The organism is Oceanitalea stevensii (assembly GCF_014837105.1).
In the GTDB taxonomy this organism is placed as follows: Bacteria; Actinomycetota; Actinomycetes; order Actinomycetales; family Actinomycetaceae; genus Oceanitalea; species Oceanitalea stevensii.
The window spans coordinates 26551-46639 of record NZ_JACSPO010000012.1 but is presented as its reverse complement, the minus strand read 5'-3'; the positions used below and the strand labels follow the sequence as shown (position 1 = coordinate 46639).

The 20089-nt window shown below is 75.3% G+C and carries 16 protein-coding genes and 1 pseudogene; 8 read left to right on the top strand and 9 right to left on the bottom strand.

The genetic code is table 11. The features are described 5' to 3' along the window. On the top strand, window positions 1-1110 hold a 1110-nt coding region (locus tag H9624_RS14655; protein ID WP_251840638.1), incomplete at its 5' end, for an extracellular catalytic domain type 1 short-chain-length polyhydroxyalkanoate depolymerase. Here the strand turns inward: H9624_RS14655 and H9624_RS14650 are convergent. From H9624_RS14650 to H9624_RS14625, 6 genes are read right to left on the bottom strand one after another with little or no spacing between them, the layout of a single operon-like run. After that, entirely contained in the window at window positions 1047-2204 is a 1158-nt protein-coding gene (locus tag H9624_RS14650) for an aminoglycoside phosphotransferase/kinase family protein (protein WP_251840637.1), read from the bottom strand. The genes H9624_RS14655 and H9624_RS14650 overlap by 64 nt on opposite strands. After that, on the bottom strand, window positions 2201-3424 hold the full coding sequence (locus H9624_RS14645) for a phosphotransferase family protein (protein ID WP_251840636.1): 1224 nt from the start codon (window positions 3422-3424) through the stop codon (window positions 2201-2203). Before H9624_RS14645 ends, H9624_RS14650 begins: the two co-directional genes overlap by 4 nt. Further along, entirely contained in the window at window positions 3424-5244 is a 1821-nt protein-coding gene (locus H9624_RS14640; protein ID WP_251840635.1) for an ABC transporter ATP-binding protein, read from the bottom strand. The genes H9624_RS14645 and H9624_RS14640 overlap by 1 nt, the downstream gene beginning before the upstream one ends. Beyond that, a complete protein-coding gene (locus tag H9624_RS14635; RefSeq protein ID WP_251840634.1) occupies window positions 5244-6452 on the bottom strand; it encodes a glycosyltransferase family 4 protein in 1209 nt (402 codons plus the stop codon). The genes H9624_RS14640 and H9624_RS14635 overlap by 1 nt, the downstream gene beginning before the upstream one ends. Next, window positions 6452-7762 (bottom strand): glycosyltransferase, encoded by a 1311-nt coding sequence (locus H9624_RS14630; protein ID WP_251840633.1) that lies wholly within the window; start codon window positions 7760-7762, stop codon window positions 6452-6454. Before H9624_RS14630 ends, H9624_RS14635 begins: the two co-directional genes overlap by 1 nt. Beyond that, entirely contained in the window at window positions 7752-8978 is a 1227-nt protein-coding gene (locus H9624_RS14625; protein WP_251840632.1) for a glycosyltransferase family protein, read from the bottom strand. Before H9624_RS14625 ends, H9624_RS14630 begins: the two co-directional genes overlap by 11 nt. A gap of 284 nt (window positions 8979-9262) precedes the next feature. Here H9624_RS14625 and H9624_RS14620 point away from each other — a divergent pair, with 284 nt between their 5' ends. Genes H9624_RS14620 through H9624_RS14610 form a run of 3 tightly spaced genes read left to right on the top strand, consistent with a single transcriptional unit; the run spans window position 9263 to window position 12575 of the window. Continuing rightward, a complete protein-coding gene (locus H9624_RS14620) occupies window positions 9263-9946 on the top strand; it encodes a hypothetical protein (RefSeq protein ID WP_251840631.1) in 684 nt (227 codons plus the stop codon). Window positions 9947-9975: 29 nt separating this feature from the next. Next, complete coding sequence (locus H9624_RS14615; RefSeq protein ID WP_251840630.1) at window positions 9976-11931, top strand: sensor histidine kinase; 1956 nt, start codon at window positions 9976-9978, stop codon at window positions 11929-11931. Then, window positions 11928-12575, top strand: coding sequence for a response regulator (locus H9624_RS14610; RefSeq protein WP_251840629.1), 648 nt, complete (start codon window positions 11928-11930; stop codon window positions 12573-12575). Before H9624_RS14615 ends, H9624_RS14610 begins: the two co-directional genes overlap by 4 nt. Window positions 12576-12579: 4 nt before the next feature. Here the strand turns inward: H9624_RS14610 and H9624_RS14605 are convergent, their stop codons facing one another. Continuing rightward, window positions 12580-13230: a hypothetical protein gene (locus H9624_RS14605; RefSeq protein WP_251840658.1), complete on the bottom strand. Its 651-nt coding sequence runs from the start codon at window positions 13228-13230 to the stop codon at window positions 12580-12582. A gap of 138 nt (window positions 13231-13368) precedes the next feature. On the opposite strand from H9624_RS14605, the gene mnmA reads away from it, so the two are divergent. Further along, entirely contained in the window at window positions 13369-14478 is a 1110-nt protein-coding gene (mnmA, locus tag H9624_RS14600) for a tRNA 2-thiouridine(34) synthase MnmA (RefSeq protein WP_251840628.1), read from the top strand. A 15-nt stretch (window positions 14479-14493) separates the two neighbouring features. Here the strand turns inward: mnmA and H9624_RS14595 are convergent, their stop codons facing one another. Together H9624_RS14595 and H9624_RS14590 are read right to left on the bottom strand one after the other, a co-directional pair. After that, entirely contained in the window at window positions 14494-15153 is a 660-nt protein-coding gene (locus tag H9624_RS14595; protein ID WP_251840627.1) for a transaldolase family protein, read from the bottom strand. Window positions 15154-15224: 71 nt separating this feature from the next. Next, the gene (locus H9624_RS14590; RefSeq protein WP_251840626.1) at window positions 15225-16187 is read right to left on the bottom strand and encodes a sugar-binding transcriptional regulator; all 963 of its coding nucleotides are present in this window, start codon (window positions 16185-16187) and stop codon (window positions 15225-15227) included. Between the two features lie 101 nt (window positions 16188-16288). Here H9624_RS14590 and H9624_RS14585 point away from each other — a divergent pair, with 101 nt between their 5' ends. From H9624_RS14585 to H9624_RS17055, 3 genes and pseudogenes are all read left to right on the top strand, one after another. After that, a complete protein-coding gene (locus tag H9624_RS14585) occupies window positions 16289-17992 on the top strand; it encodes a ribulokinase (RefSeq protein WP_251840625.1) in 1704 nt (567 codons plus the stop codon). Further along, window positions 17989-19023, top strand: coding sequence for a substrate-binding domain-containing protein (locus H9624_RS14580; RefSeq protein ID WP_110851711.1), 1035 nt, complete (start codon window positions 17989-17991; stop codon window positions 19021-19023). Before H9624_RS14585 ends, H9624_RS14580 begins: the two co-directional genes overlap by 4 nt. A gap of 53 nt (window positions 19024-19076) precedes the next feature. Beyond that, a pseudogene (locus H9624_RS17055) lies at window positions 19077-19535 on the top strand (ATP-binding cassette domain-containing protein); the annotation flags it as partial. Window positions 19536-20089: the final 554 nt, after the last annotated feature.

Below are 20089 nucleotides of genomic sequence, written 5' to 3'. Positions count from 1 at the left end.
GCCCGCCCCCCGGGCGGGGGGGGGGGCCGCGGCCGTGGCGTCGTGGTCGCGCTCGTGCTCGTCGTCGGCCTCGCCACTGCGGTCCTCCAGCTCGGCCTGCCGTGGTGGATGCACGAGGGCGACCGCAACCACGTGTACGAGGGAGCGGACGGCGCGTTGCGGTACCAGGTCCACCTCCCGCCCCAGTACGACGGGACGACCCCGCTGCCGGTGATGATGGCGGTCCACGGCTGCGGGATGACCGGGTACGGGTGGAACTCGATGAAGTCGACGACGCAGCTCAACGACCTCGCCGACAGCGAGGGCTTCATCGTCGTCTACCCGACACAGCGGATGTTCCGCAGCGCGATCAACTGCTGGCGCTCGGCGGACCCCCGCGAGCAGCACCGCTCCGGCGGCGAGCCGGCGCTGCTCGCCGGCGTCGCCCGACAGGTGGTCGAGGACTACAGCGCCGACCCGGACGACGTCCACGTCGCGGGCGCCTCCTCCGGTGCGGGGACCGCGGTCATCCTCGCCGCGACCTACCCCGACGTGTTCGCGACGGCCACGTCGGTCGCCGGCGGCGAGTACGGGCTGAACCAGGTGGACCCGGACGATCCTGGCGCCACCCCGCCGGCCTACACCGCACGCCAGGCGTGGTCCCAGATGGGCGACCGGGCACGCCTCGTGCCGCTGCTGGTCATCCACGGCGAGGACGACGACGTCGTCCCGCCCCTCGTCGCCACCCGTCTCGTCGAACAGTGGGTCGCGGTCGGCGACCTCGTCGAGGACGGCCTGCTCGACGGCGGGCCGGCCCTCGTCGAGGAGACGACGGCGGTGCCCGCGGAGGAGGGCAGGCACGCGTACACGCACACGACCCTGACCACGCCCGACGGGAGGTCGCTCGTCGAGTCCTACCTCGTCCGGGACATGGGGCACGCCTGGCCGGGGCCCGCCGGCGACGGCCTCTTCACCGACCGCGCCGGCCCGGACGCCAGCGCCATCGCCTGGGACTTCGCCCGGCGCCACCCGAAGGAACCGCGGCGCACCGGGCGCGGTGCGCGCGGTCAGCCCGCTGCCTGGGCGAGGAGCTCCTGGGCGACGGACCGCCACCGGGGCCGGAAGGCGTAGACGCCCGCGAGGCGCAGGCGGGTGGCACGCGCGTAGGCGGCCACCCGCGAGTGCGGGAGCTCCCCGGCGCCGACGCCGGAGAGGAAGCCGTCGCGTGCCGCGGCGGCCAGCCCCGGCGTCAGCACGCCCTGGGCCTCACGGAGCTCGAGGTGGACGAGGAGGTTGGCCACGTCGAGCGCCCGTTCCCCGACCGCGAGGGTGTCGACGTCGATCATCCCGACCGTCCCGGCGTCGTCGAGGAGGAGCTGCTTGTCGTGGAGGTCGCGGTGCAGGACACCGAGGGCCGAGTCGCCCGCTCCGGCGTCCAGCTCGGCAGCCACCCGCTCACCGGCCCGGGCGACGAGACGGGCGTCGAGCAGGCCGTGGACGACGGCGGGGTGGAGCCAGTCCGCGACGGCCCCGAGCTCGTCGGTGGCGCCGTGCCGCGCCGTCACCCGGCCCCGGGGTGCGTCGTGGAGATGGCGGACGGCACGCCCGGCGGCCTCCCAGGCCGTCCGCGCCGCCTCGGGCTCCCACCGGCCGGCGCCCAGGTCGTGCAGGGTGCGGCCGGGCACGACGCTCCACCGCAGGACCCCGCGTCCGACCTCGCCGGTGTCGAGGAGCCGCGGCACGGGGACGGCACCCCCGACCAGCTCGGCGACGAGGCTGCCGCGCCGCGCGAGGTCGGAGGCCCTGCTCCCACGCACCACCTTGGCGAACTCGCGCACCGTGCCGTCCGGGGCGTCCAGGCGGACGACGGCGCGGCGCCCGGGGCGGTGGGCCACGAGCCGGGCGCCGTCCTCGGCGAGCACCCCGCCCAGGGCGCGCAGCCGTGCGTCGGCGCCGCCGGGCTGGAGCAACACGTCCCCGGCCACGCGGGCCGGCGCGGGCGTGGCGGCCGCGCCGGACGCGAGGGCGGCAGGGTCGGCGAACCACTGGCCCGCGACGGTCGCGCCGTCCTCGGCCGCGAGCTCGACGAGCGCGTGCTCCGTCCCGCGCGGCCAGGCCCGCACGAGCCGGTAGGTCCGTGCGCCGTCGTGGACGGCGTCGGGGAGCCGGCGCGACGGACGGTCCGCGGCCCGCCGTGACCGCGGGGCGGTGGTCGGGACGCTCATGCGGCGAGCTCCTCGGCGACGGCGACGAGACGGGCGACGCCGTCGGGCCAGTCGCGCTGGTGACGCCGGAACGGCTCGACGGCGCGTTGGAGGACGGCCGCGGCGCAGTGGAGGCGCAGCGCGCGGCCGTCGACCTCGCCGCCGGCGGCGGTGTAACCGGCGAGGAAGGGCGCGAGCACCTGTGCCGGGTCGCCCGCCTCCGCACCGGTGGCGACGAGCGCGCCGTACCAGGAGCCGAGGTCGGCGAGCGGGTCGTCGAGCGCGACGCGGTCGAGGTCGATGAGGGTGAGCGCGGCCTGGCCGGGGGCCGCCGGGTCCGGGGACGTGCCCGCGGCGAGGTCGGGCCGCACGACGAGCTGGTCGGCCGAGAGGTCCCCGTGCACCACGCTCACGGCCTCGCGCCCGGCCAGTCCCGCACGGACCCGCTCGGCCACCGTCCGTGCGGCGTCCGCGCAGGCCGGCGCCACCGCGCGCACGGCCGCCACCGAGGCCGCCAGCCGGGCGTCGCGGTCCACCCGGTCCAGGCCCTCGACCCCGGCCGCGCGGTGGACCGCCGCCGCCAGCGCGCCGGCCTGCGCCCACAGCTGCTCCGTGTCACCGAGCCGGTCGAGCGAGGTCCCCGGCACCCAGGCGGTCCGCACCGTGCCCCGGCGCCGCCGCACCGCGGTGACGGCGGGCACGGGCAGGTCGGCCAGTGCCCGATGGCCGGCGAGGACGCCACCGGTCGCACCGGGGTGGTACACGCGTACCAGCTTGCCCGGCGCCCGGCCGTCCTCGACGCGCGCCACCCAGCGGCGCCCGGGCCGGTAGACGAGGGGGGTCACGCCGTCGGCGTCCCGCAGCACGCGGCGCACACCGGGCAGCCGCCGGTCCGCCGTGACGTCACCGACCGCCACCCCCAGCCCGCCGTCGACGACGGCGCCCCGGCCGACGTCGTCGGCCTCCCCGGCCCGGCGCACCTTGGCGAGCTTCTCCGCCGAGCCCGCGCGCAGGGCGAGGGCCTGGGCGAAGGAGGTGACGCCGTCGGCGTCGGTGAGGACGAGCCCGGCGAGGAGCGAGGTGCCCGGCTTGTAGCGCAGGTAGGCGACGCGGGCCGCGCGCACGCCCCAGCCCGGGGCCAGGCGGCGGACCAGGCCGAGCGGCGCGAGCACGTCGCGCAGGCCGGGGAGCGCGGGGTCGGCGGCGGCGATGCGCTCGTCGGCCGGCGGGAGGTCGAGCATCAGGCGCCCTTCCGGTGGGGGACGACGACGGGCCGCTGGTGCCGCTGCGGGTCGAGCAGCGCGAGGCGGGAGCCGGGCGTGGCCATGAGCTCGGCGGGACGGCCGTGCTCGACGACCCGGCCACGCTCGAGGACGATCACCTCGTCGCAGCCCAGCGCGTCGGCCAGGGTGTGGGTGATGACGACGGTGGTGCGCCCGGCGGCGAGCCGGTCGACGGCCTGGAAGACCTCGGCGGAGTTCTTCGGGTCCAGGCCGGTGGTGGCCTCGTCGAGGATGATGACCGGCGCGTCGCGGAGCATGGCGCGGGCGATGGCCACGCGCTGGCGCTGCCCGCCGGAGAGCGTGTCGCCGCGCTCGCCGACCAGCGTCCCGTAGCCCTCGGGGAGCCGGGAGATGAACTCGTGGGCGTTGGCGGCGCGCGCGGCGGCCTCGACCTCCTCCGGGGTGGCGCCGGGGCGGCCCATCTCGATGTTCTCGGCGACCGTGCCGTGGAAGAGGACCGACTCCTGGAGCACGACGGCCACGTGGGCGCGCAGCGACTCGAGGGTGACGTCGCGCAGGTCGTGGCCGTCGAGCTTGACCGCGCCGCCCACCGGGTCCTGCAGCCGCAGGAGCAGGCCGGCGAGGGTGGACTTGCCGGAGCCGGAGTGCCCGACGACGGCGACCTTCGTGCCGGGCAGGATGCGCAGCGACACGTCGTCCAGGGCCTTGTCGGCACCGGTGTAGGAGGCGGTGACGTGCTCGAGGCGGATCTCCCCGGCGAGCCGCTTGATCGTGTAGGCCCTGGCGGAGTCGGTGACGTCCTGCTCGGTCTGCATGATGTCGAGGATCCGCTCGCCGGACGCGGCGGCCTTGGCGATGCGTCCGGTGTACTTCGCGAGGTCGCGCATCGGCTTGAAGGCGCTCTTGAGGTACTGGACGAAGACGACGAGCTCACCGGGCGTGAGCCGCCCCCGCACCACTGACCAGCCGCCGACGAGGAGGACGACGCCGGTGGCCACGCCCACGAGGAGGTCGGTCTTGCGCTCGAGCGCCGCCGAGAGGCGGGTGGCCCGCACCCCCTCCGTGAGCTCCTTGGCGTTCGAGGCCGCGAAGGTCGACTCGAGCCGCTCGGCGAGGGAGTAGGCCTGGACCACCTTGATGGCACCGAGCGACTCCCCGGCCGCGCCGGCGAGGTCACCCTCGCGGCGCCGCTGCTGGCGGGAGGCGGAGGTGATCTTGCGGGTGGAGCGGGAGGAGGACAGCGCGAAGAGCGGGAAGGCGGCGACGACGACGAGGGCGAGGCGCCAGTCGAGGATCACCATGACCGTCACCATCGCCACGAGGGTGACGACGTTGCCGATGAGCGGCATCGCGGCGGTGACGGCGACGTCGCGCAGCCGCCCGACGTCGGTGATGAGCCGGGTGATGAGGTCGCCGCCGCGCGCGGAGCTGTGGAAGCGCAGGGACAGGCGCAGCACGTGGGCGTAGACCTGGGCGCGCACGGAGGTCATCGCGCGGGTGCCGGCGAGCGCGAAGAACACGGTCATGAGGTAGGCCGACAGGGCGCGCAGCCCCGCGACGGCGACGACGGCGATCGCCGCCCAGACGAGGAGCGTGACGAGCCCCGGGTCCTGCGCGGCGCCGGGCGCGATGACGGCGTCGATGACGAACTTCAGCGGCCACGGCTCGAGGAGCCGGAAGGCCACCTCGGCGAAGAGCGCGACGAAGCCGCCGGCGACGACCTTGCGGTGCGGTCGCAGGTGGGGACGCAGGAAGGACCAGATCCGGCGCAGCGAGGGCGCGATCGAGCGCAGCTCCTCGGCGGGCTTGCGGGCCATCAGCCGCCCACCCCCGCCGGCTCCCGCGCCGCGAGCGGCAGCCCGGCCGCCGCGAGCGAGCGCTCGACGACGTGGGTCCACGTGTGCCCGGACGTCACGTGCGCCCGCGCCGCGGCCCCGACCCGCTCGCGCAGGCCGGCGTCGGTGGCGAGCCCGTGGAGCGCCTCGGCCAGCGCCGCCGGGTCCGAGCCCGGGACGAGGAGACCGGTACGCGCGTGCTCGACGACGCCCGGCAGCTGCCCGACGGCGGAGGCGACGACGGGCAGCCCCGCCGCCATGTACTCGTAGACCTTGAGCGGGGAGAAGTAGCCCTCACCCGCGGCGGGGTAGGGCGCGGTGGCGACGTCCATCCGGTGGAGCAGCGCGGGCACGTCGACGGGAGCGACGGCGCCGGTCGTCTCGACGGCCCCGGCGGTCCCGAGCGCGCGTGCCTGCTCCCGCAGCGCGTCGGCCTGCGGGCCGTCGCCCACGAGGAGCAGCCGCGCCGCGGGCACCGAGCGCCGCAGCAGGGCGTGGGCCTCGAGCAGCGTCTCGGTCCCGTGCCACGGCTTGAGGGTCCCGACGAAACCGACGGTGAAGGGCCGGTCCGGGCGACCCGCCGCGGGGCGGATACGGTCGACGTCCACCCCGTTCGCCTCGACGACGACGGCCGGTCGGCCGGCGGGCCCGGTCCGCGCGAGGTGGTCGCGCACCCAGGCGGCGACCGGCTCGGAGACGCACACGACGGCGCTCGCGTCCGCGGCGGCCTGCCGGACGACGGCGCGTGCCTCGACCGTGTGGACCAGCCCGCGGTGGCGGGCCTGCTCGGCGGGCAGCGGCGCGTTGACCTCGAGGACGGCGGGCACGCCGTGCTCCCGGGCGTAGGCGGTGCCGGCGGTGCTCCACAGGGAGTACCGCTCGTAGACGGCGTCGAAGGGTCCGGCGGCCGTGACGGCGCGGAGCATGTCGCCGTCGGCCGCCATGGCGCGGCGCTCGCGGTCGGCGACGTCCTCACCGCGGATGCGGCCGAGCTCGTGGACGGTGAGCCGGCCCGCGGCCCGGGCGGCCGCGGCGGCCGGCCACGGCTCCCCGCCGGTGCGGCGGCAGAAGAGGTCGATCTCATGGCCCGCCTCGAGGAGGACGCGCACGACCTCCTGGACGTGGACCGAGGCACCCTTGGTGCCGAAGACCGGGATGCCGGGGTCGGCGCAGACGTAGGCGATCCGCATCAGCGCACCTCCTGGGCGGGCGAGATCCAGCCGTCGGCGACAACCGGGCCGCCGGCGACAACGGGGCCGCCGGCGGGGGAGGGGCCACCACTCGCGCCGAGAGCTGGGTCCCGCCCGGCGCGGGTGGCGCCCTCGAGGGCCTCGACCTGGCGGCGGGTGTCGAACTCGCGCTCGACGAGCGCGCGGGCGGCGCGGGTGAGGCGCGCGCGCAGCGCGGCGTCGTCGAGCAGGCGGACGATCGCGTCGGCCAGGCCCACGGGGTCGTGCTGCCCGACCTCCAGGCCGGTCTCCTCGTGCCGCACGGCCTCGGTGATGCCGGTGACGTCGGTCGACACGCACGGCGTGCCGAGCGCCATCGCCTCGAGGAGCACGGTGGGCAGGCCGTCGGCGTTGCCGTCGGAGCCGACGACGCAGGGCGCGGCGAAGACGCCGGCCGCCGCCACGTGCGCGCGGACCTCGTGCTGGGGCAGCGGGCCGGTGAGCTCGACGAGCCCCTCGAGCCCGAGCGCGGCCACCTGGGCCCGCAGCTCGGCCTCCTTCTCCCCGCCGCCGACGATGCGGCAGTGCAGCGGCCGGCCGCGATCCCGCAGGTGGGCGAGCGCGTCGACGAGGACGTCGAAGCCCTTCTTCTCCACGAGGCGGCCGACGGCGACGACGTCCGTGCCGCCGTCGTCGCGGGTGGGCGTGAAGGGGAAGTCGGCGAGGCCCAGCCCGTTGTAGATGCGGTGGAGGCGGGTCGCCGCGACCGCCTCGGGGTAGGTGGTGCGCAGGTGCCGCTCGTTGAAGTCGCTGATCGTCACGACGTGGTGGGCGCCGGCGATCTTGCGGGCGAGGTCCGCGGGGTCCACCGAGGAGTGGAAGATGTCCTTGGCGTGCGCGGTGAAGGAGTAGGGCACACCGGTGAGGAGCGAGGTGAGCCGCGCGACCGTCGTCGCGAGCGAGGCGAAGTGCGCGTGCAGGTGGGTGATCCCGCGGCGCACGACCATGACGGCGAGCGCGAGCGCCTGGCCGGCGTCGGAGGCCTCGGCCGCGAGCAGCTCGGGCAGGGCGCGGTGGAGCAGCGGCAGCTCCGGGGCGGCGGCCCGCAGCGCGTCCCACAGCTCCTCGGGCCTGCGGGCCCGGGGCACGTAGGTGACGGGAGCACGCACCTCGGCGAGCGCGCTGTGGAAGCGCGGGTCCACCGGCGGGCGCAGGGAGAACACCTCGAGGTCCGCGCCCCTCGCCTCGCGGCCGAGCAGCTCGGAGACGATGAAGGTCTCGGAGAACCGGGGGTACATCTTGAGCACGTAGCCGATCCGCTCAGGCGACATCGGTCTCCTCCTTCGTGGCAACGAGGCTGGCGAGCAGGTGGGGGAGGCGGGCGAGGCCGTCGAGGTCGACGACGTCGCCGGGGCCTGGGGCGGCGGCCGGGGCGGTGACGGCGCCGGCGAGCCACCGCTCGAGGGCGGGCGGGTCGAGCCGTTGCGGGTGCAGGTGGTCGAGGACGCCGACGGCGGTGAGCAGGCGGGCGCGCACGAGCTGCTCCTGGCGGGGGCGTACGCGGGGCACGACGAGCAGTCGGGCGCCGAGGGCCAGCGCCTCGCACACGGTGTTGTACCCGCCCATCGCGACGACGGCCGCGGCGCCGCCGATGAGGGCCTCGGCGTCCTCGACGTAGGTGCGGACGGTGAGGTCGGTGCGGTGGGCGGCGATCTCGGCGACGCGGCGGACGTCGTCGGCGGGCATCTGCGGGCCGGTGACGAGGACGCCGTGGTGGCCGGCCGGCATGGCGCTGCGGACGAAGGCCTCGGCGAGGTGGGCGCCGTCGGAGCCGCCGCCGACCATCGCGAGGACGTAGGGGCTGACGACCTCGGTGACGGCCGGTCCGCCCTGGCGGCCGGTGGCGAGGTAGCCGGTGTGGACGGTGCGCGCGGCGGGCAGGTCGAGCTCGGCGGTGAGGTCGTGGACGGCGCGGTCGCCGTAGACCCACACCTGGTCGTACCAGCGGCGCAGCGCCTGGGCCCCGCGGTCGGTGTCCCACTCGCGGCGGGAGGTGGCGGCGTCGTCCAGGACGTCACGCAGGCCCAGGACGATGCGGGTGCCGGCGGCGCGGAGGAGGTCGAGGGCGGGCTCGAGCTCGCCGAGGAAGCCGCGGGGGTGCTTGTCGACGACGAGGACGTCCGGCCGGAAGGAGGACAGCGCCGCTGTGAGGACCGCCCGCCGCATGTGCCGGATGTGCGCCTCGTCGACGGAGAGGTGGCGCGCGGAGTAGGTGCCGGCCGCGTCCTTGGTGAGCGCGGGCAGGGAGACGAGGTCGCAGTGTGCGGGGCGGTGCGTGGTGACCGCCTCCGGGGCGCCGGTGAGGAGGAGGACGTCCGGCGCCGGGCCGAGGGTGGTGAGCGCCCGGGCGATGGCGAGGTTGCGGCGCACGTGACCGAGACCGAGGGCGTCGTGCGAGTACAGCGCGACGCGCAGCCGCCGGCCGCGGGGCGCGCTGCCCGGGTGCGGGCCGGCCAGGCCGGTGGGCCTGGTGGTGGTCGTGGTCATGCTGGGTCCCCCTTCTCACGTCGCGCCGCGGACCTGGTCCGCGGCATGCCAGGAAGTTCATCGCGTGAAGGTGAGCCCTCCGTGACGGGCGGATGAGACACCTCTCATCCGCCTGCCGGACGCCCGCTGTTCACGTGACGGACGCGGCTGCCCGGCGCAGGTGCCCGGACAGTCGGGACGCGTGCCCCTGTCACCCGGGACACCGGGCGGCGGAACGTACTCCCCGAGCCCGCGCGGAGCGGTCACGGTGGCCGCCGGAGGTCGTGGGTTCGAGGAGGTTCCCCGTGTCCACCACGGTCACCAGCGAGACGAGCACCACCCAGCCGACCCGTCCGGCACCCGCCGGCCGCGGCTGGGCCCTGTCCGGCGTCGGCGCCGCCCTCACCGGCGCCGCCGGCATCTGGTTCTCCCTCGCCGTCTCACCCCCGTACGAGGCCGACACGCTGCTCACCCCGGAGGCCGTCGTCGCGCACTACGCCACCGTGGTGCCCCAGCTCATCGGCTTCCACGTGACGACGGTCCTCGCCGCCGTCCTGCTCCTGCCCTTCGCCGCCGGCCTCTACCGGCGCCTGGCGGGCCGCACCCCGGCCGGCTCCCTCCACGGGCTCGTCGCGATGCTCGGGCTCGTCGTCCTCTCGGCCGTGCTCGTCCTCGGCTCCGGGCTCAACACCGAGTTCGTCTTCGGCTTCCTCACCCCGGAGATGCTTGTGGCGAGCGACGCGTCCTTCTACTCCCACTGGGTCGCGACGATCTCCTGGCTGTGGGTGACGGCGGGCGTCAGCGGCCTCGCGGTCGGCCTCGCCGCGCTGCGCCACGGCGCCGCCGGTCGCGGCCTCGGGGTGGCGAGCCTCGCCCTCGGCGGGCTCACCCTCCTGCTCGGGATCTCGCCTCTGCAGTACCTGGCCGGGTTCATCGGCCCGGTGTGGCTGCTCGTCGTCGCCGTCGCGATGCTGCGGAACCGCTCCTGACACGCACCGCCCAGCCCTACAGTTCACCCATGCCCCGCACGGTGGCTGTGCGCCCGGACCTCGGACGGCTCTCGTCCGAGGTCCCCGGCGTGGTGCTCGGCGGCGCGGCGGCCCTCCTCGCGGTGGCCGGGGCGGCGATGTTCGCCGCGGCCCGCCCGGTCCTCGGCGAGGACGCGCTTTTCCTCGTCGTCGACGCCGCCGTCGCCCTCGTCTACGGGCTCACCTCGGCGCTCGTGCTGTCCCGGCGGCGGCACGTCGTTGGCTACCTCCTCGGGCTGGCGGCGCTCGGGGGTGGGGTGGCCGCCGCCGCGGGTGGGTGGCGCGTGCTCGCCACCGCCCGCGGCCTGGACCCCGAGCCCTTCGCGTCCGCCGTCTCCTGGGCCTGGGTGCCCGGCACGCTGAGCCTCTTCCTCGTCGTCCCGTGGCTCGTGCGGGAGCGCCCGGCCGACGCGCCGTGGTGGGGCCCGGGGATCGGCGCGGTGATCGCCGTCGGCACGACCGTGCTGTCCGTGAGCCTGCTGGTCACCGCGTTCTACGCGAGCCTCGGGGCCGCGGTGGTGTGGGGGCTGGTGACCGCGGCCGCGGTGGAGCTGCGGCGGCGCCGTGGACCGGCTTCCGACGCCGTGGGGCTGGGCTGGCTCGCGCTCGGCACGCTGGTCCTGGCCGTCTCCTTCGTCCCGCTTCTCCTGCCGCTCGGCCGGGTGCCGATGTGGGTGACGCCGGCGCTCCACCTCGCCAGCCAGGCCCTGTTCCCGGCGGCGGTGCTCACGGTCGTGCTCCGGCAGCGGCTGTGGGGCATCGAGCTCGCGGTCAGCCGCACCGTGCTCGCCGGGGCGTTGACGGTCGGGCTCTCGGCGACCTACCTCGTGGCGAGCGTCCTCCTCAGCGGCGTCGTGCCCGGCGAGGGCTGGGCGCAGACCCTCGCGGCCGCCGCCGTCGTCGTCGCGGTCCAGCCGAGCCGGCTGTGGCTCGAGCCGCGGGTCCACCGCCTCGTCTACGGGGCCGCGGGCGACCCCTCGCGCGTGGCCGCCCGCATGGGCGGGGAGCTGGGCCGCGCCGACGACCGCCTCCTCGACTCCCTCGTCGACAGCGTGCGCACCGCCCTGCGGCTGGAGTCGGTGGCCGCGCGCGGGGCGGACGGGACCGTGCTCGCGACGGCGGGGACGGCGACGGCGGAGCCCACCGGGCTGCCCCTCGTCGCCGCCGGCGGGCCGGTCGGCACGCTCCTCGTCACGGCTCGGCCGGGGGAGGTGCTCGACGTCCGCACCCGCCGCGCGCTGGACGAGCTGTCCGCCGTCGTCGCGGCCGGGCTGCTGCTGCGGCGCACCGCGGACGAGCTCGCCCGCACGCGCGAGCGGCTCACCCGCGCCCGGCTGCAGGAGCGGCAGGTCATCCGCCGCGAGCTGCACGACGGCCTCGGTCCCTCGCTCGCCGGGCTCCGGCTCGGGCTCAGCGGCGTCGCCAACCTCGTCGAGGCCGACCCGGGGGCGGCGCGCGGCATGCTCGCCGCGCTCCAGGAGGAGCTGGACCGCAGGGTGGAGGACGTGCGCGTCGTCGCCCGCACCCTCCTGCCGCCGGTGCTCGAGGAGCTGGGCCTGGAGCCGGCGCTGCGCGAGCTCGTCACCCGGCACGCCGAGAGCGGCTTCGCCGTGCGGCTGGACGCCGACGTGCCGGGCGCCCTGCCCGCGCCCGTCGCGGCCGCGGCCTACGGCATCGCCGCCGAGGCGGTCCTCAACGCCGCACGGCACAGCGGCGCCGCGGGCTGTGACGTCGTCGTCCGCGTGGACGGGCAGGGTCTGCAGGTGGTGTGCCGCGACGACGGCGCGGGCCGCGGGCCGGGGGTGCCCGCGGGCGTGGGGACGCAGGCGATGCGTGAGCGTGCCGAGGAGCTCGGCGGTTCCCTGCGCATCGCCGGGCCGCCGGGCGGGGGCACGGTCGTCGAGGCGCTCCTGCCGCTCGCGCCCGCGCTCGAGGAGAGCCGGTGAGCGCGCTGCGGGTCGTCGTCGTCGACGACCACCCCGTCTTCCGGCTCGGCATGGCGGGGCTGCTGTCCTCGCTGCCGGGGATCGACGTCGTCGGGCAGGCCGACTCCGCCGCCGCGGCGCGCGAGGTGGTGGCCCCCGGCGGGGCCGACGTCGTCCTCATGGACCTCCACCTCGGGGACGGGTCCGGGATCGACCTCACCCGGGAGCTCGTCGCCCGCGACCCCGCGCTCGCCGTCCTCGTCGTGACGATGAGCGAGGACGACGAGTCGGTCGCCGCGGCGCTGCGCGTCGGCGCTCGCGGCTACCTCCTCAAGTCCGCCGGGCCGGAGGAGGTCGAGCGGGCGGTGCGGGCGGTCGCGCACGGGGAGGTCATCCTCGGGCGGGAGGTCGCGGCGCGGGCGCTGTCCGCGCTGGCGCCGGGGCGGGCGGCGGTGCGCCTGCCCTTCCCCGAGCTCACCGCGCGGGAGCGGGAGGTGCTCGACCTCCTCGCCCGCGGCCTGGACAACGCGGCGATCGCGCGGCGGCTCGTCCTGTCCGGCAAGACCGTGCGCAACCACGTCGCCAACGTCCTCACCAAGCTCGCGGTGCCGCACCGGGGCGCCGCCGTCGTGCTCGCGCGCGAGGCGGGTCTCGGGCGGGACTAGGGCGTCAGCGCGGTCCGCGGACCGTGGTGACGAGGTCGGTGACGCTGGGGTCGCGCGGGGAGGAGCCGAAGCCGAAGCGCACCGGCGGCTCGATCGGTCCCAGCGGCCCGAGGTCCTCGCCCTCCCAGCGGGTCTCGGCGGCGGTGAGGCGGTGCAGGTCGTGCGCGCCGTAGTGCTCGGTGCGGCCGCCACCGGCCGAGCCGCGGGTGCGCACCCCGCGCAGCACCACGCGCGCCACCGGGTCGGTGACGCGGGTGAGCGCGGGCGCCGTCGCCAGCCGGCGCGGCACGAGGCGCAGCAGGCGGCCGAGCGGCGGCCGGGCGCCGACGTGGAGCCGCGCGGTCAACGGCCCCGCGACCACGTCCCACGCGTGCCCGGCTGTGGTGGGGGTGCCGGCGAGCGGGCGTCCCGCCGTCGTCGTCACGGTGACGGGCACGAGCAGCGTCGTGTCGAAGGTGTAGGTGGAGGCGACGAAGTCGGCGACCTCCTGGGAGGGCGCGAGGAGCAGCCGCTCGCCGTCGGGGCGCTCGACCATGACGTCGGCGAAGGCGCCGAGCGGGGAGTCGTGCCAGGCGCCGAGGACGAACCTCGTGCCACCGGGCGTCCCCCAGCCGGCGATGCGTCCGGTGAAGTGCCACGAGCGCGGGGAGGCCATCGGCTCATGCTCCGTCGGCACGGCCACGGGTGCACCTCGACCGGCGGCAGCGAGCACGGTGACCGAGGTCGCCTCCCGGCTGGGGTGGTCGCGCGGGGCAGCGCCTACCCTGGTGAGGGCTCGGAGAAGGGACGCAGCATGCGAGTACTGGCAGCACTGTCGGGCGGGGTCGACTCCGCCGTGGCCGCCGCGCGCGCCGTCGAGGCGGGGCACGACGTCGTCGGCGTCCACATGGCGCTGTCGCGCTCGCGGGCCCAGCACCGCACCGGCTCCCGCGGCTGCTGCTCGATCGAGGACGCCTCCGACGCCCGCCGCGCCGCCGACGTCCTCGGCATCCCGTACTACGTGTGGGACCTGTCGGAGGAGTTCGAGGAGACCGTCGTCGCCGACTTCCTCTCCGAGTACGCCGCCGGCCGCACCCCCAACCCCTGCGTGCGCTGCAACGAGCACATCAAGTTCTCCGCCCTCCTCGACCGCGGCCTCGCGCTCGGCTTCGACGCCGTCGCCACCGGGCACTACGCGCGGATCGTCGAGGGCCCGGGCGGCGCTCGCGAGCTCCACCGCGCCGCGGACATCGCCAAGGACCAGTCCTACGTCCTCGCCGTCATGGGCCCCGAGCGGTTGGCGCGCTCGCTCTTCCCGCTCGGCGACGTCGCGTCCAAGGACGAGGTGCGCGCCGAGGCCGCCGCCCGCGGGCTGTCCGTCTCGGCCAAGCCGGACTCCTACGACATCTGCTTCGTCGCCGACGGCGACACCCAGGGCTTCCTCCGCGACCGCCTCGGCGCCCAGCCCGGCGCCGTCCTCGACCACGAGGGCAACGAGGTCGGCCGCCACGACGGCGCCTACGCCTACACCGTGGGCCAGCGCAAGGGCCTGGCCCTGGGCCGGCCCGCCGCGGACGGCAAGCCCCGCTACGTGCTGCGGACCGACCCGGCCGCGAACACGGTGGTCGTCGGCCCGGGCGAGCTGCTCTCGGTGACCGAGCTCGCCGCCGACCAGACCGTGTGGCTCGCCGACGACGTCCCCGCGGGGGAGTGGACGACGGCGCAGGTCCAGGTCCGCGCCCACGGCACCCCGGCGCCCGCGCAGGTCCGCCGGGAGGACGACGCGCTCCTCGTGCGCCTCGACACCCCGCTGCGTGGCATGGCACCGGGCCAGTCGGTGGTGGTCTACGCCGGGACGCGCGTCCTCGGCCAGGCCACCCTCACCCGCGCCGGCCGCGGCGCCCTCGTCCCCGCCCCGCAGTAAGCCGACCGCTCCGGTTCAGATGCTGCCGAGCCGGGCCATCGTCGCCTCGAAGACCTCCGTGGCCGCGTCGGAACGCTCGTCACGGACCAGTTCCCAAGCGACGGACGGTGACAGGGTGAAGGCAGGGATCCCGGCGGCAGCAAGGTGTGCCACGTCGTCGGCCGTGCGGAGACTGGCCGCGAGGATTTCGGTGCGGCCACCGGCCGCGATCGCGTGCATCGCCGCGACGTCGGCGAGGGCGTCGGCGCCGGAGTCGGCCATCCGGCCGACGTAGGGAGCCACGTAGCTCGCCCCGATGCTGCATGCCACGACCATCTGGCTCGGGCGGTACACCGCGGTGAGCAGGACCTCGACGCCCTGGCAGACGAGCGTGGCCGCGGCCGGGACACCGGCCGCCGTGCACGGGACCTTGACGATGGTGCGCGCGTCGACGTCGAGCAGGCGCGAGGCGTTGGCGAGCAGCTCCTCGCGCGTCTCCCCCCAGGTCTGGAAGCACACCTCCCGGGCTCCGGCTGCCCGCGCCCACCGGTTGATCCGCGGGAGGTCGGCTGTGACGGCTCCGCCGCGCTCGAGGATCGTGGGGTTGGTCGTCAGCCCCACGAACGCGCCGGTGGCGAAGAGGTCCTCCGTCGCGCGTTGGTCGGCGGAGTCGACGAAGAGCTTGGGGGCGGGCATGGGTCCTCCTGGGGTCGATCAGCGTGTCCCACGATGCCTCATGCGGCATGTCTCACAGGCACCGGCGACGCTCAGATGAGCGGTTCATCCTGGAGGAGCAATCGGGCGACGGCATCGTCGGTGACGAGCGCGTTGGCGATGCCGGCGAGCAGCACGCTACGGATGGCCTTGGCCTTGGTCACGTGCCCGGCCACGGCGACCACCGTCGGGACGGCCCGCAGCTCGACGCTGCTGATGCCCATGATCCGCTCGACCACCGGGCTGTCGATCTCGCTCCCCTCGGCGTCGAGGAGGATCCCGCCGGTCTCCGCCTGGAGTCCCATGGCGGTGAGGGCAGCCTGGTCCTGGGTCGAGAAGAAGGTGCGCAGCTGGGAGTTCGCGGGGTTCCAGCTGCCCACCGCGACGACGGCGACGGACACCGAGCGGAACCGGTCGAAGGCCTCGGCGACGCCGGGGGAGTGCCGCAGGCTCCGCGCCGTGGCCGCGTCGGGCACGAGGAGCGGGGTGTACAGCGGGAACGCCTCGTCCTTGGTGATGCTCGAGAGGATTCGGACGAGCTCCATCGAGTTCTCGCCCGGGTTCCCGGCGATACCGGAGAGCTGGACGACGGGGACTCGGGGCAGGCTGACGGTCGCCTCGGCCAATGCCTTGATGGTGCGTCCCCAGCTCACGCCGAGGACGTCTCCCTCGGCGAGGAGCGTGGTGAGCAGTCGTGCGCCGGCGTCACCGAGCAGCCGTCGCACCTCCGGCTCGGTCCGGTGCTCGGCCGGGACGACGACGGCGTGGTTCAGCCCGTAGCGCTGCTTGAGCCGGACCGAGAGCTCGCTGGCCCGGGTGGTCGGCCGGTGGAGCGTGATCCGGACCGCACCGCGGTGGACGGCCTCCTCGAGCATCCTCGCCACCTTGAAGCGGGACAGCCCCAGGGTGGCGGCGATCTCCACCTTGCTCTCGTTGCTGAAGTAGTACCGGCGCGCGACGTCGACGAGGAGTTCGTCGTGGGTCAGCGGCGACCCGTCCGGTCGATGGGTGCTCATATGAGCACACTAGCTTTGGATGACGGCCCGCGTCGATGCCTCAATGTGGGAACCCGGCGGGCAGCCACCGGAGGGTCCGGAAGGCTCAGTGAGGAGAGGCAATGACACGCAACGCGGCCATCGGCATCGACTACGGCACCGAGTCGTGCCGCGCCGTCGTCGTGGACCTCGCCAGCGGGTCGGAGCTCGGCGAGGCCGTGCACCTTTACCGCTCGGGCGTCATTGACGAGGTGCTCCCCGCCACCGGTCAGGCGCTGCCACCGAGCTGGGCGCTGCAGGACCCTGCCGACTACGTCGAGGGACTGACAGCTGTCGTCCGCGGGGCCGTGGCGGCCAGCGGCCTCACGGCCGACGAGGTCGTCGGCATCGGCATCGACACGACCGCGTGCACCGTCATCCCGACGACGGCCGACGGCGTCCCCCTCGCCACGACGCCGCACTGGCGCGCCGAGCCGCACGCCTACGCGAAGCTGTGGAAGCACCACGCCGCGCAGCGCCACGCCGACCGGGTGAACGCGCTCGCACGCACGCACGGCGGACTCTTCCTCAACAGCTACGGCGGGAAGATCTCCGCCGAGTGGCTCGTCCCCAAGGCGCTGGAGATCTTCGAGGCCGCGCCCGATGTCTTCGCGGCGGCCGACCGGCTCATCGAGCTCGAGGACTGGCTCGTCTCCCAGCTCGTCGGGCACGAGGTGCGCGGCGCGCACGTCGCCGGCTACAAGGCCAACTACCGCGCCGAGGACGCCGGCTACCCGAGCGAGCAGTTCCTCGAGGAGCTCTCGCCCGGCTTCGCGGCCGTCCTCGGCAAGCTCGGCCATGACCTCGTCGGTCCAGGCGCCCGCGCCGGTGGCCTCACCGAGGAGTGGGCGCAGCGCCTGGGGCTGCGGCCCGGCACCGCGGTCGCCAGCGGGAACATGGACGCGCACGTCGCGATGCTGGCCTGCGGCGTCGCGGGCCCCGGCGACATGGTCCTCGTCATGGGTACCTCGGTGTGCAACCTCGTGCTGTCGGCGGAGAAGCAGCACGTCGAGGGCATGTCGGGGGTCGTCAAGGACGGCATCATCCCCGGCTACTGGGCCTACGAGGCCGGCCAGCCCGGTGTCGGTGACACCTTCGGCTGGTACGTCCGCAACTTCCTGCCGCAGCGGTACGCGGAGGCCGCCGAGGCCGCCGGGGTCAGCGGCTTCGACTACCTCGCGGACAGGGCCGCGGCCCTGCGGCCGGGCGAGAGTGGGCTCGTCGCTCTCGACTGGTTCAACGGCAACCGCTCGGTGCTCGTCGACGCGCACCTCAGCGGCGTGCTCGTCGGCATGACCCTGGCTACCCGACCCGAGCACGTCTACCGCGCGCTCGTCGAGGCCGCCGCCTTCGGGCAGCGCACCATCCTCGAGGCCTTCGAGAGCTCGGGCGTCGCGGTGGACCGGATCGTCGCCTGCGGCGGACTGCCGGGGAAGAGCCCGCTGCTCATGCAGGTCCTCGCCGATGCCACGGGCCGGGAGATCCACCTGTCCGCGTCGGCGAACACCCCGGCTCTCGGTGCCGCCCTCCACGCGGGCCTCGCTGCCGGCTCCGCGGCCGGCGGCTACGACAGCTTCGCGGAGGCCGCCGCCTTCGGCCGGATCTCCGAGACGGCCTACACGCCCGACCCGGAGGCCGGTGCGGTCTACGACCGCCTCTACCGAATCTACGACCGGCTCTCCACGGATCTCGGGCGCCGGCCAGAGGACGTCATGTACGCCCTGCGCGACATTGCCGCCGACGCGGCGAGACATCAGCAGTTCCCACTACAGGAGGTAGGACCATGAACAACGCACGACGGAGTGCCGCCGGAGCGGCGATGACCGTCTCGGTCGCGCTCGTGCTCACCGCGTGCGGCTCCACGGGCGGCGGGGACGACACCGCCAGCCCCGCTGCCGACGGCGAGCGCCGCATCGTCAACGTCGTCAAGCTCGCCGGCGGTGACTGGTTCAACCGCATGGCCGTCGGCAACGACGAGTACGCCGCCGAGCACGAGGTCACGGTCAGCCAGACCGCCGGTGACGACTCGAGCGAGGAGAAGCAGATCGCGGTCCTCAACGACCTCATCCCGCAGCGGCCCGCCGCGCTGACGGTCGTGCCCAACTCCCCGGAGTCCCTCGAGGCCGTGCTGGGCCGCGCGCAGGACGCCGGCATCGTCGTCATCACCCACGAGGCGCCCGGCATCCAGAACGCCGAGGCGAACATCGAGGCCTTCGTCAACGCCGACTACGGCGCGCACCAGATGGACCTGCTCGCCGAGTGCATGGACGGGGAGGGCTCCTACGCGCACTTCGTCGGCTCCCTCACCGTGGCCAGCCACAACGTGTGGGCGGACGGCGCCCTCGCGCAGGCCGAGGCGGAGTACCCGGGTGTCACGCGGGTTGCCGACGCCATCTCTTCCGAGGAGGACCAGGAGGTCGCCTACCAGCGCACGAAGGAGCTGCTCGCGACGTACCCCGACATCCGCGGGTTCATCGGCGCCGCGTCCACCGACGTCGCCGGCATCGGCCGGGCGATCGAGGAGGCCGGCCGGGAGGCCGACACCTGCGTCGTCGGCACCTCGACGCCCGCGATCGTCGGCAACCAGCTCGAGAGCGGCTCCGTCGACGTCATCACCGGCTGGGACCCCGCACTTGCGGGCCAGGCGATGCTCGCCGCCGCGGAGGTCGTCCTCGACGGCGGAGAGCTCACCGAGGGCACCGACCTCGGCGTCCCCGGCTACGAGTCGCTCCGCCAGGACCCCGAGGTGCCCAACAGCTTCTTCGGCGATGCCTGGATCGACATCACGAACGACAACCAGGCGGACTACCCGTTCTGACGCCGGACCCCCCGGGGGGGCCCCGGGGGACCACAGGACAGGAAGAAACGGTGATGAACGAACAACCACTGGCCCTGCGGGCCCGCGGGGTGCGCAAGTCCTACGGCGGTGTGCACGCGCTCAAGGGGGTCGACGTCGAGGTCCGTGCCGGCGAGGTGCTGTGCCTCGCCGGTGCCAACGGCTCGGGCAAGTCGACGCTCATCAAGATCATCGCGGGCGTCGAGACGCCGGACGGCGGTGAGATCGAGATCGGCGGCGAGTCCGTCGGGCGGCTGAGCGTGACCGACGCCGTCGACCGCGGTGTCCAGGTGATCTTCCAGGACATGTCGCTGTTCCCGAACCTCACGGTGGCGGAGAACATCGCGATGTCGGCGCGCATCTCCCGCGGCCGCAAGATTGTCTCGCACCGCGAGGCGCGGGAGGTCGCCGGCGCGGTGGTGGAGCGGCTGGGGCTGCATCTCGACCTGGACGCCGAGGTCGGCGAGCTGCCGATCTCCGACCGCCAGCTCGTGGCGATCTGCCGCGCGCTCGCGCTCGACGTCAAGGTGCTCTTCATGGACGAGCCGACCACGGCCCTGACCTGGCGCGAGGTGGACACGCTCTTCGCCGTCGTCAACCAGCTCAAGGCCCAGGGCGTGGCCATCGTCTTCGTCTCCCACAAGACGGAGGAGGTCTTCGGCATCTCCGACCGGATCACCGTCCTGCGCAACGGTGAGGTCGTCGCCGACGACGTCTCCTCGGCCTTCGACCACGACAGCCTCGTCGAGGCGCTGCTGGGCTACCGGGCCACCGAGGACCGCGTGCTGTCCACGCTTCCGGAGCACCCCGCCCCGGCGCTGCAGGTCGAGGAGCTCTCCTCCACCGACCTCTTCGCCGACGTGAGCTTCGAGATCGGCAAGGGCGAGATCGTCGGCCTCGCCGGTCTGCTCGGCTCGGGGCGCGCCGAGGTGGCCGAGGCCGTCTTCGGGCGCCTGCCCATCACCGGCGGCACCGTGCGCGTCGACGAGCACCGAGCGGTTGCCGTTGAACCAGTCGAGAGCGACGAGCCCACTCTCGCCCGGCCGCA

Bases quoted from the DNA above. Each gene is read 5' to 3' on its own strand.
- H9624_RS14595 (WP_251840627.1), bottom strand. From the start codon at position 15,153: ATGCCCGCCCCCAAGCTCTTCGTCGACTCCGCCGACCAACGCGCGACG.
- H9624_RS14605 (WP_251840658.1), bottom strand. From the start codon at position 13,230: ATGGCCTCCCCGCGCTCGTGGCACTTCACCGGACGCATCGCCGGCTGG.
- H9624_RS14580 (WP_110851711.1), top strand. From the start codon at position 17,989: ATGAACAACGCACGACGGAGTGCCGCCGGAGCGGCGATGACCGTCTCG.
- H9624_RS14645 (WP_251840636.1), bottom strand. From the start codon at position 3,424: ATGCTCGACCTCCCGCCGGCCGACGAGCGCATCGCCGCCGCCGACCCC.
- H9624_RS14585 (WP_251840625.1), top strand. From the start codon at position 16,289: ATGACACGCAACGCGGCCATCGGCATCGACTACGGCACCGAGTCGTGC.
- H9624_RS14630 (WP_251840633.1), bottom strand. From the start codon at position 7,762: ATGTCGCCTGAGCGGATCGGCTACGTGCTCAAGATGTACCCCCGGTTC.
- H9624_RS14615 (WP_251840630.1), top strand. From the start codon at position 9,976: ATGCCCCGCACGGTGGCTGTGCGCCCGGACCTCGGACGGCTCTCGTCC.
- H9624_RS14640 (WP_251840635.1), bottom strand. From the start codon at position 5,244: ATGGCCCGCAAGCCCGCCGAGGAGCTGCGCTCGATCGCGCCCTCGCTG.
- mnmA (WP_251840628.1), top strand. From the start codon at position 13,369: ATGCGAGTACTGGCAGCACTGTCGGGCGGGGTCGACTCCGCCGTGGCC.
- H9624_RS14635 (WP_251840634.1), bottom strand. From the start codon at position 6,452: ATGCGGATCGCCTACGTCTGCGCCGACCCCGGCATCCCGGTCTTCGGC.
- H9624_RS14590 (WP_251840626.1), bottom strand. From the start codon at position 16,187: ATGAGCACCCATCGACCGGACGGGTCGCCGCTGACCCACGACGAACTC.
- H9624_RS14650 (WP_251840637.1), bottom strand. From the start codon at position 2,204: ATGAGCGTCCCGACCACCGCCCCGCGGTCACGGCGGGCCGCGGACCGT.
- H9624_RS14625 (WP_251840632.1), bottom strand. From the start codon at position 8,978: ATGACCACGACCACCACCAGGCCCACCGGCCTGGCCGGCCCGCACCCG.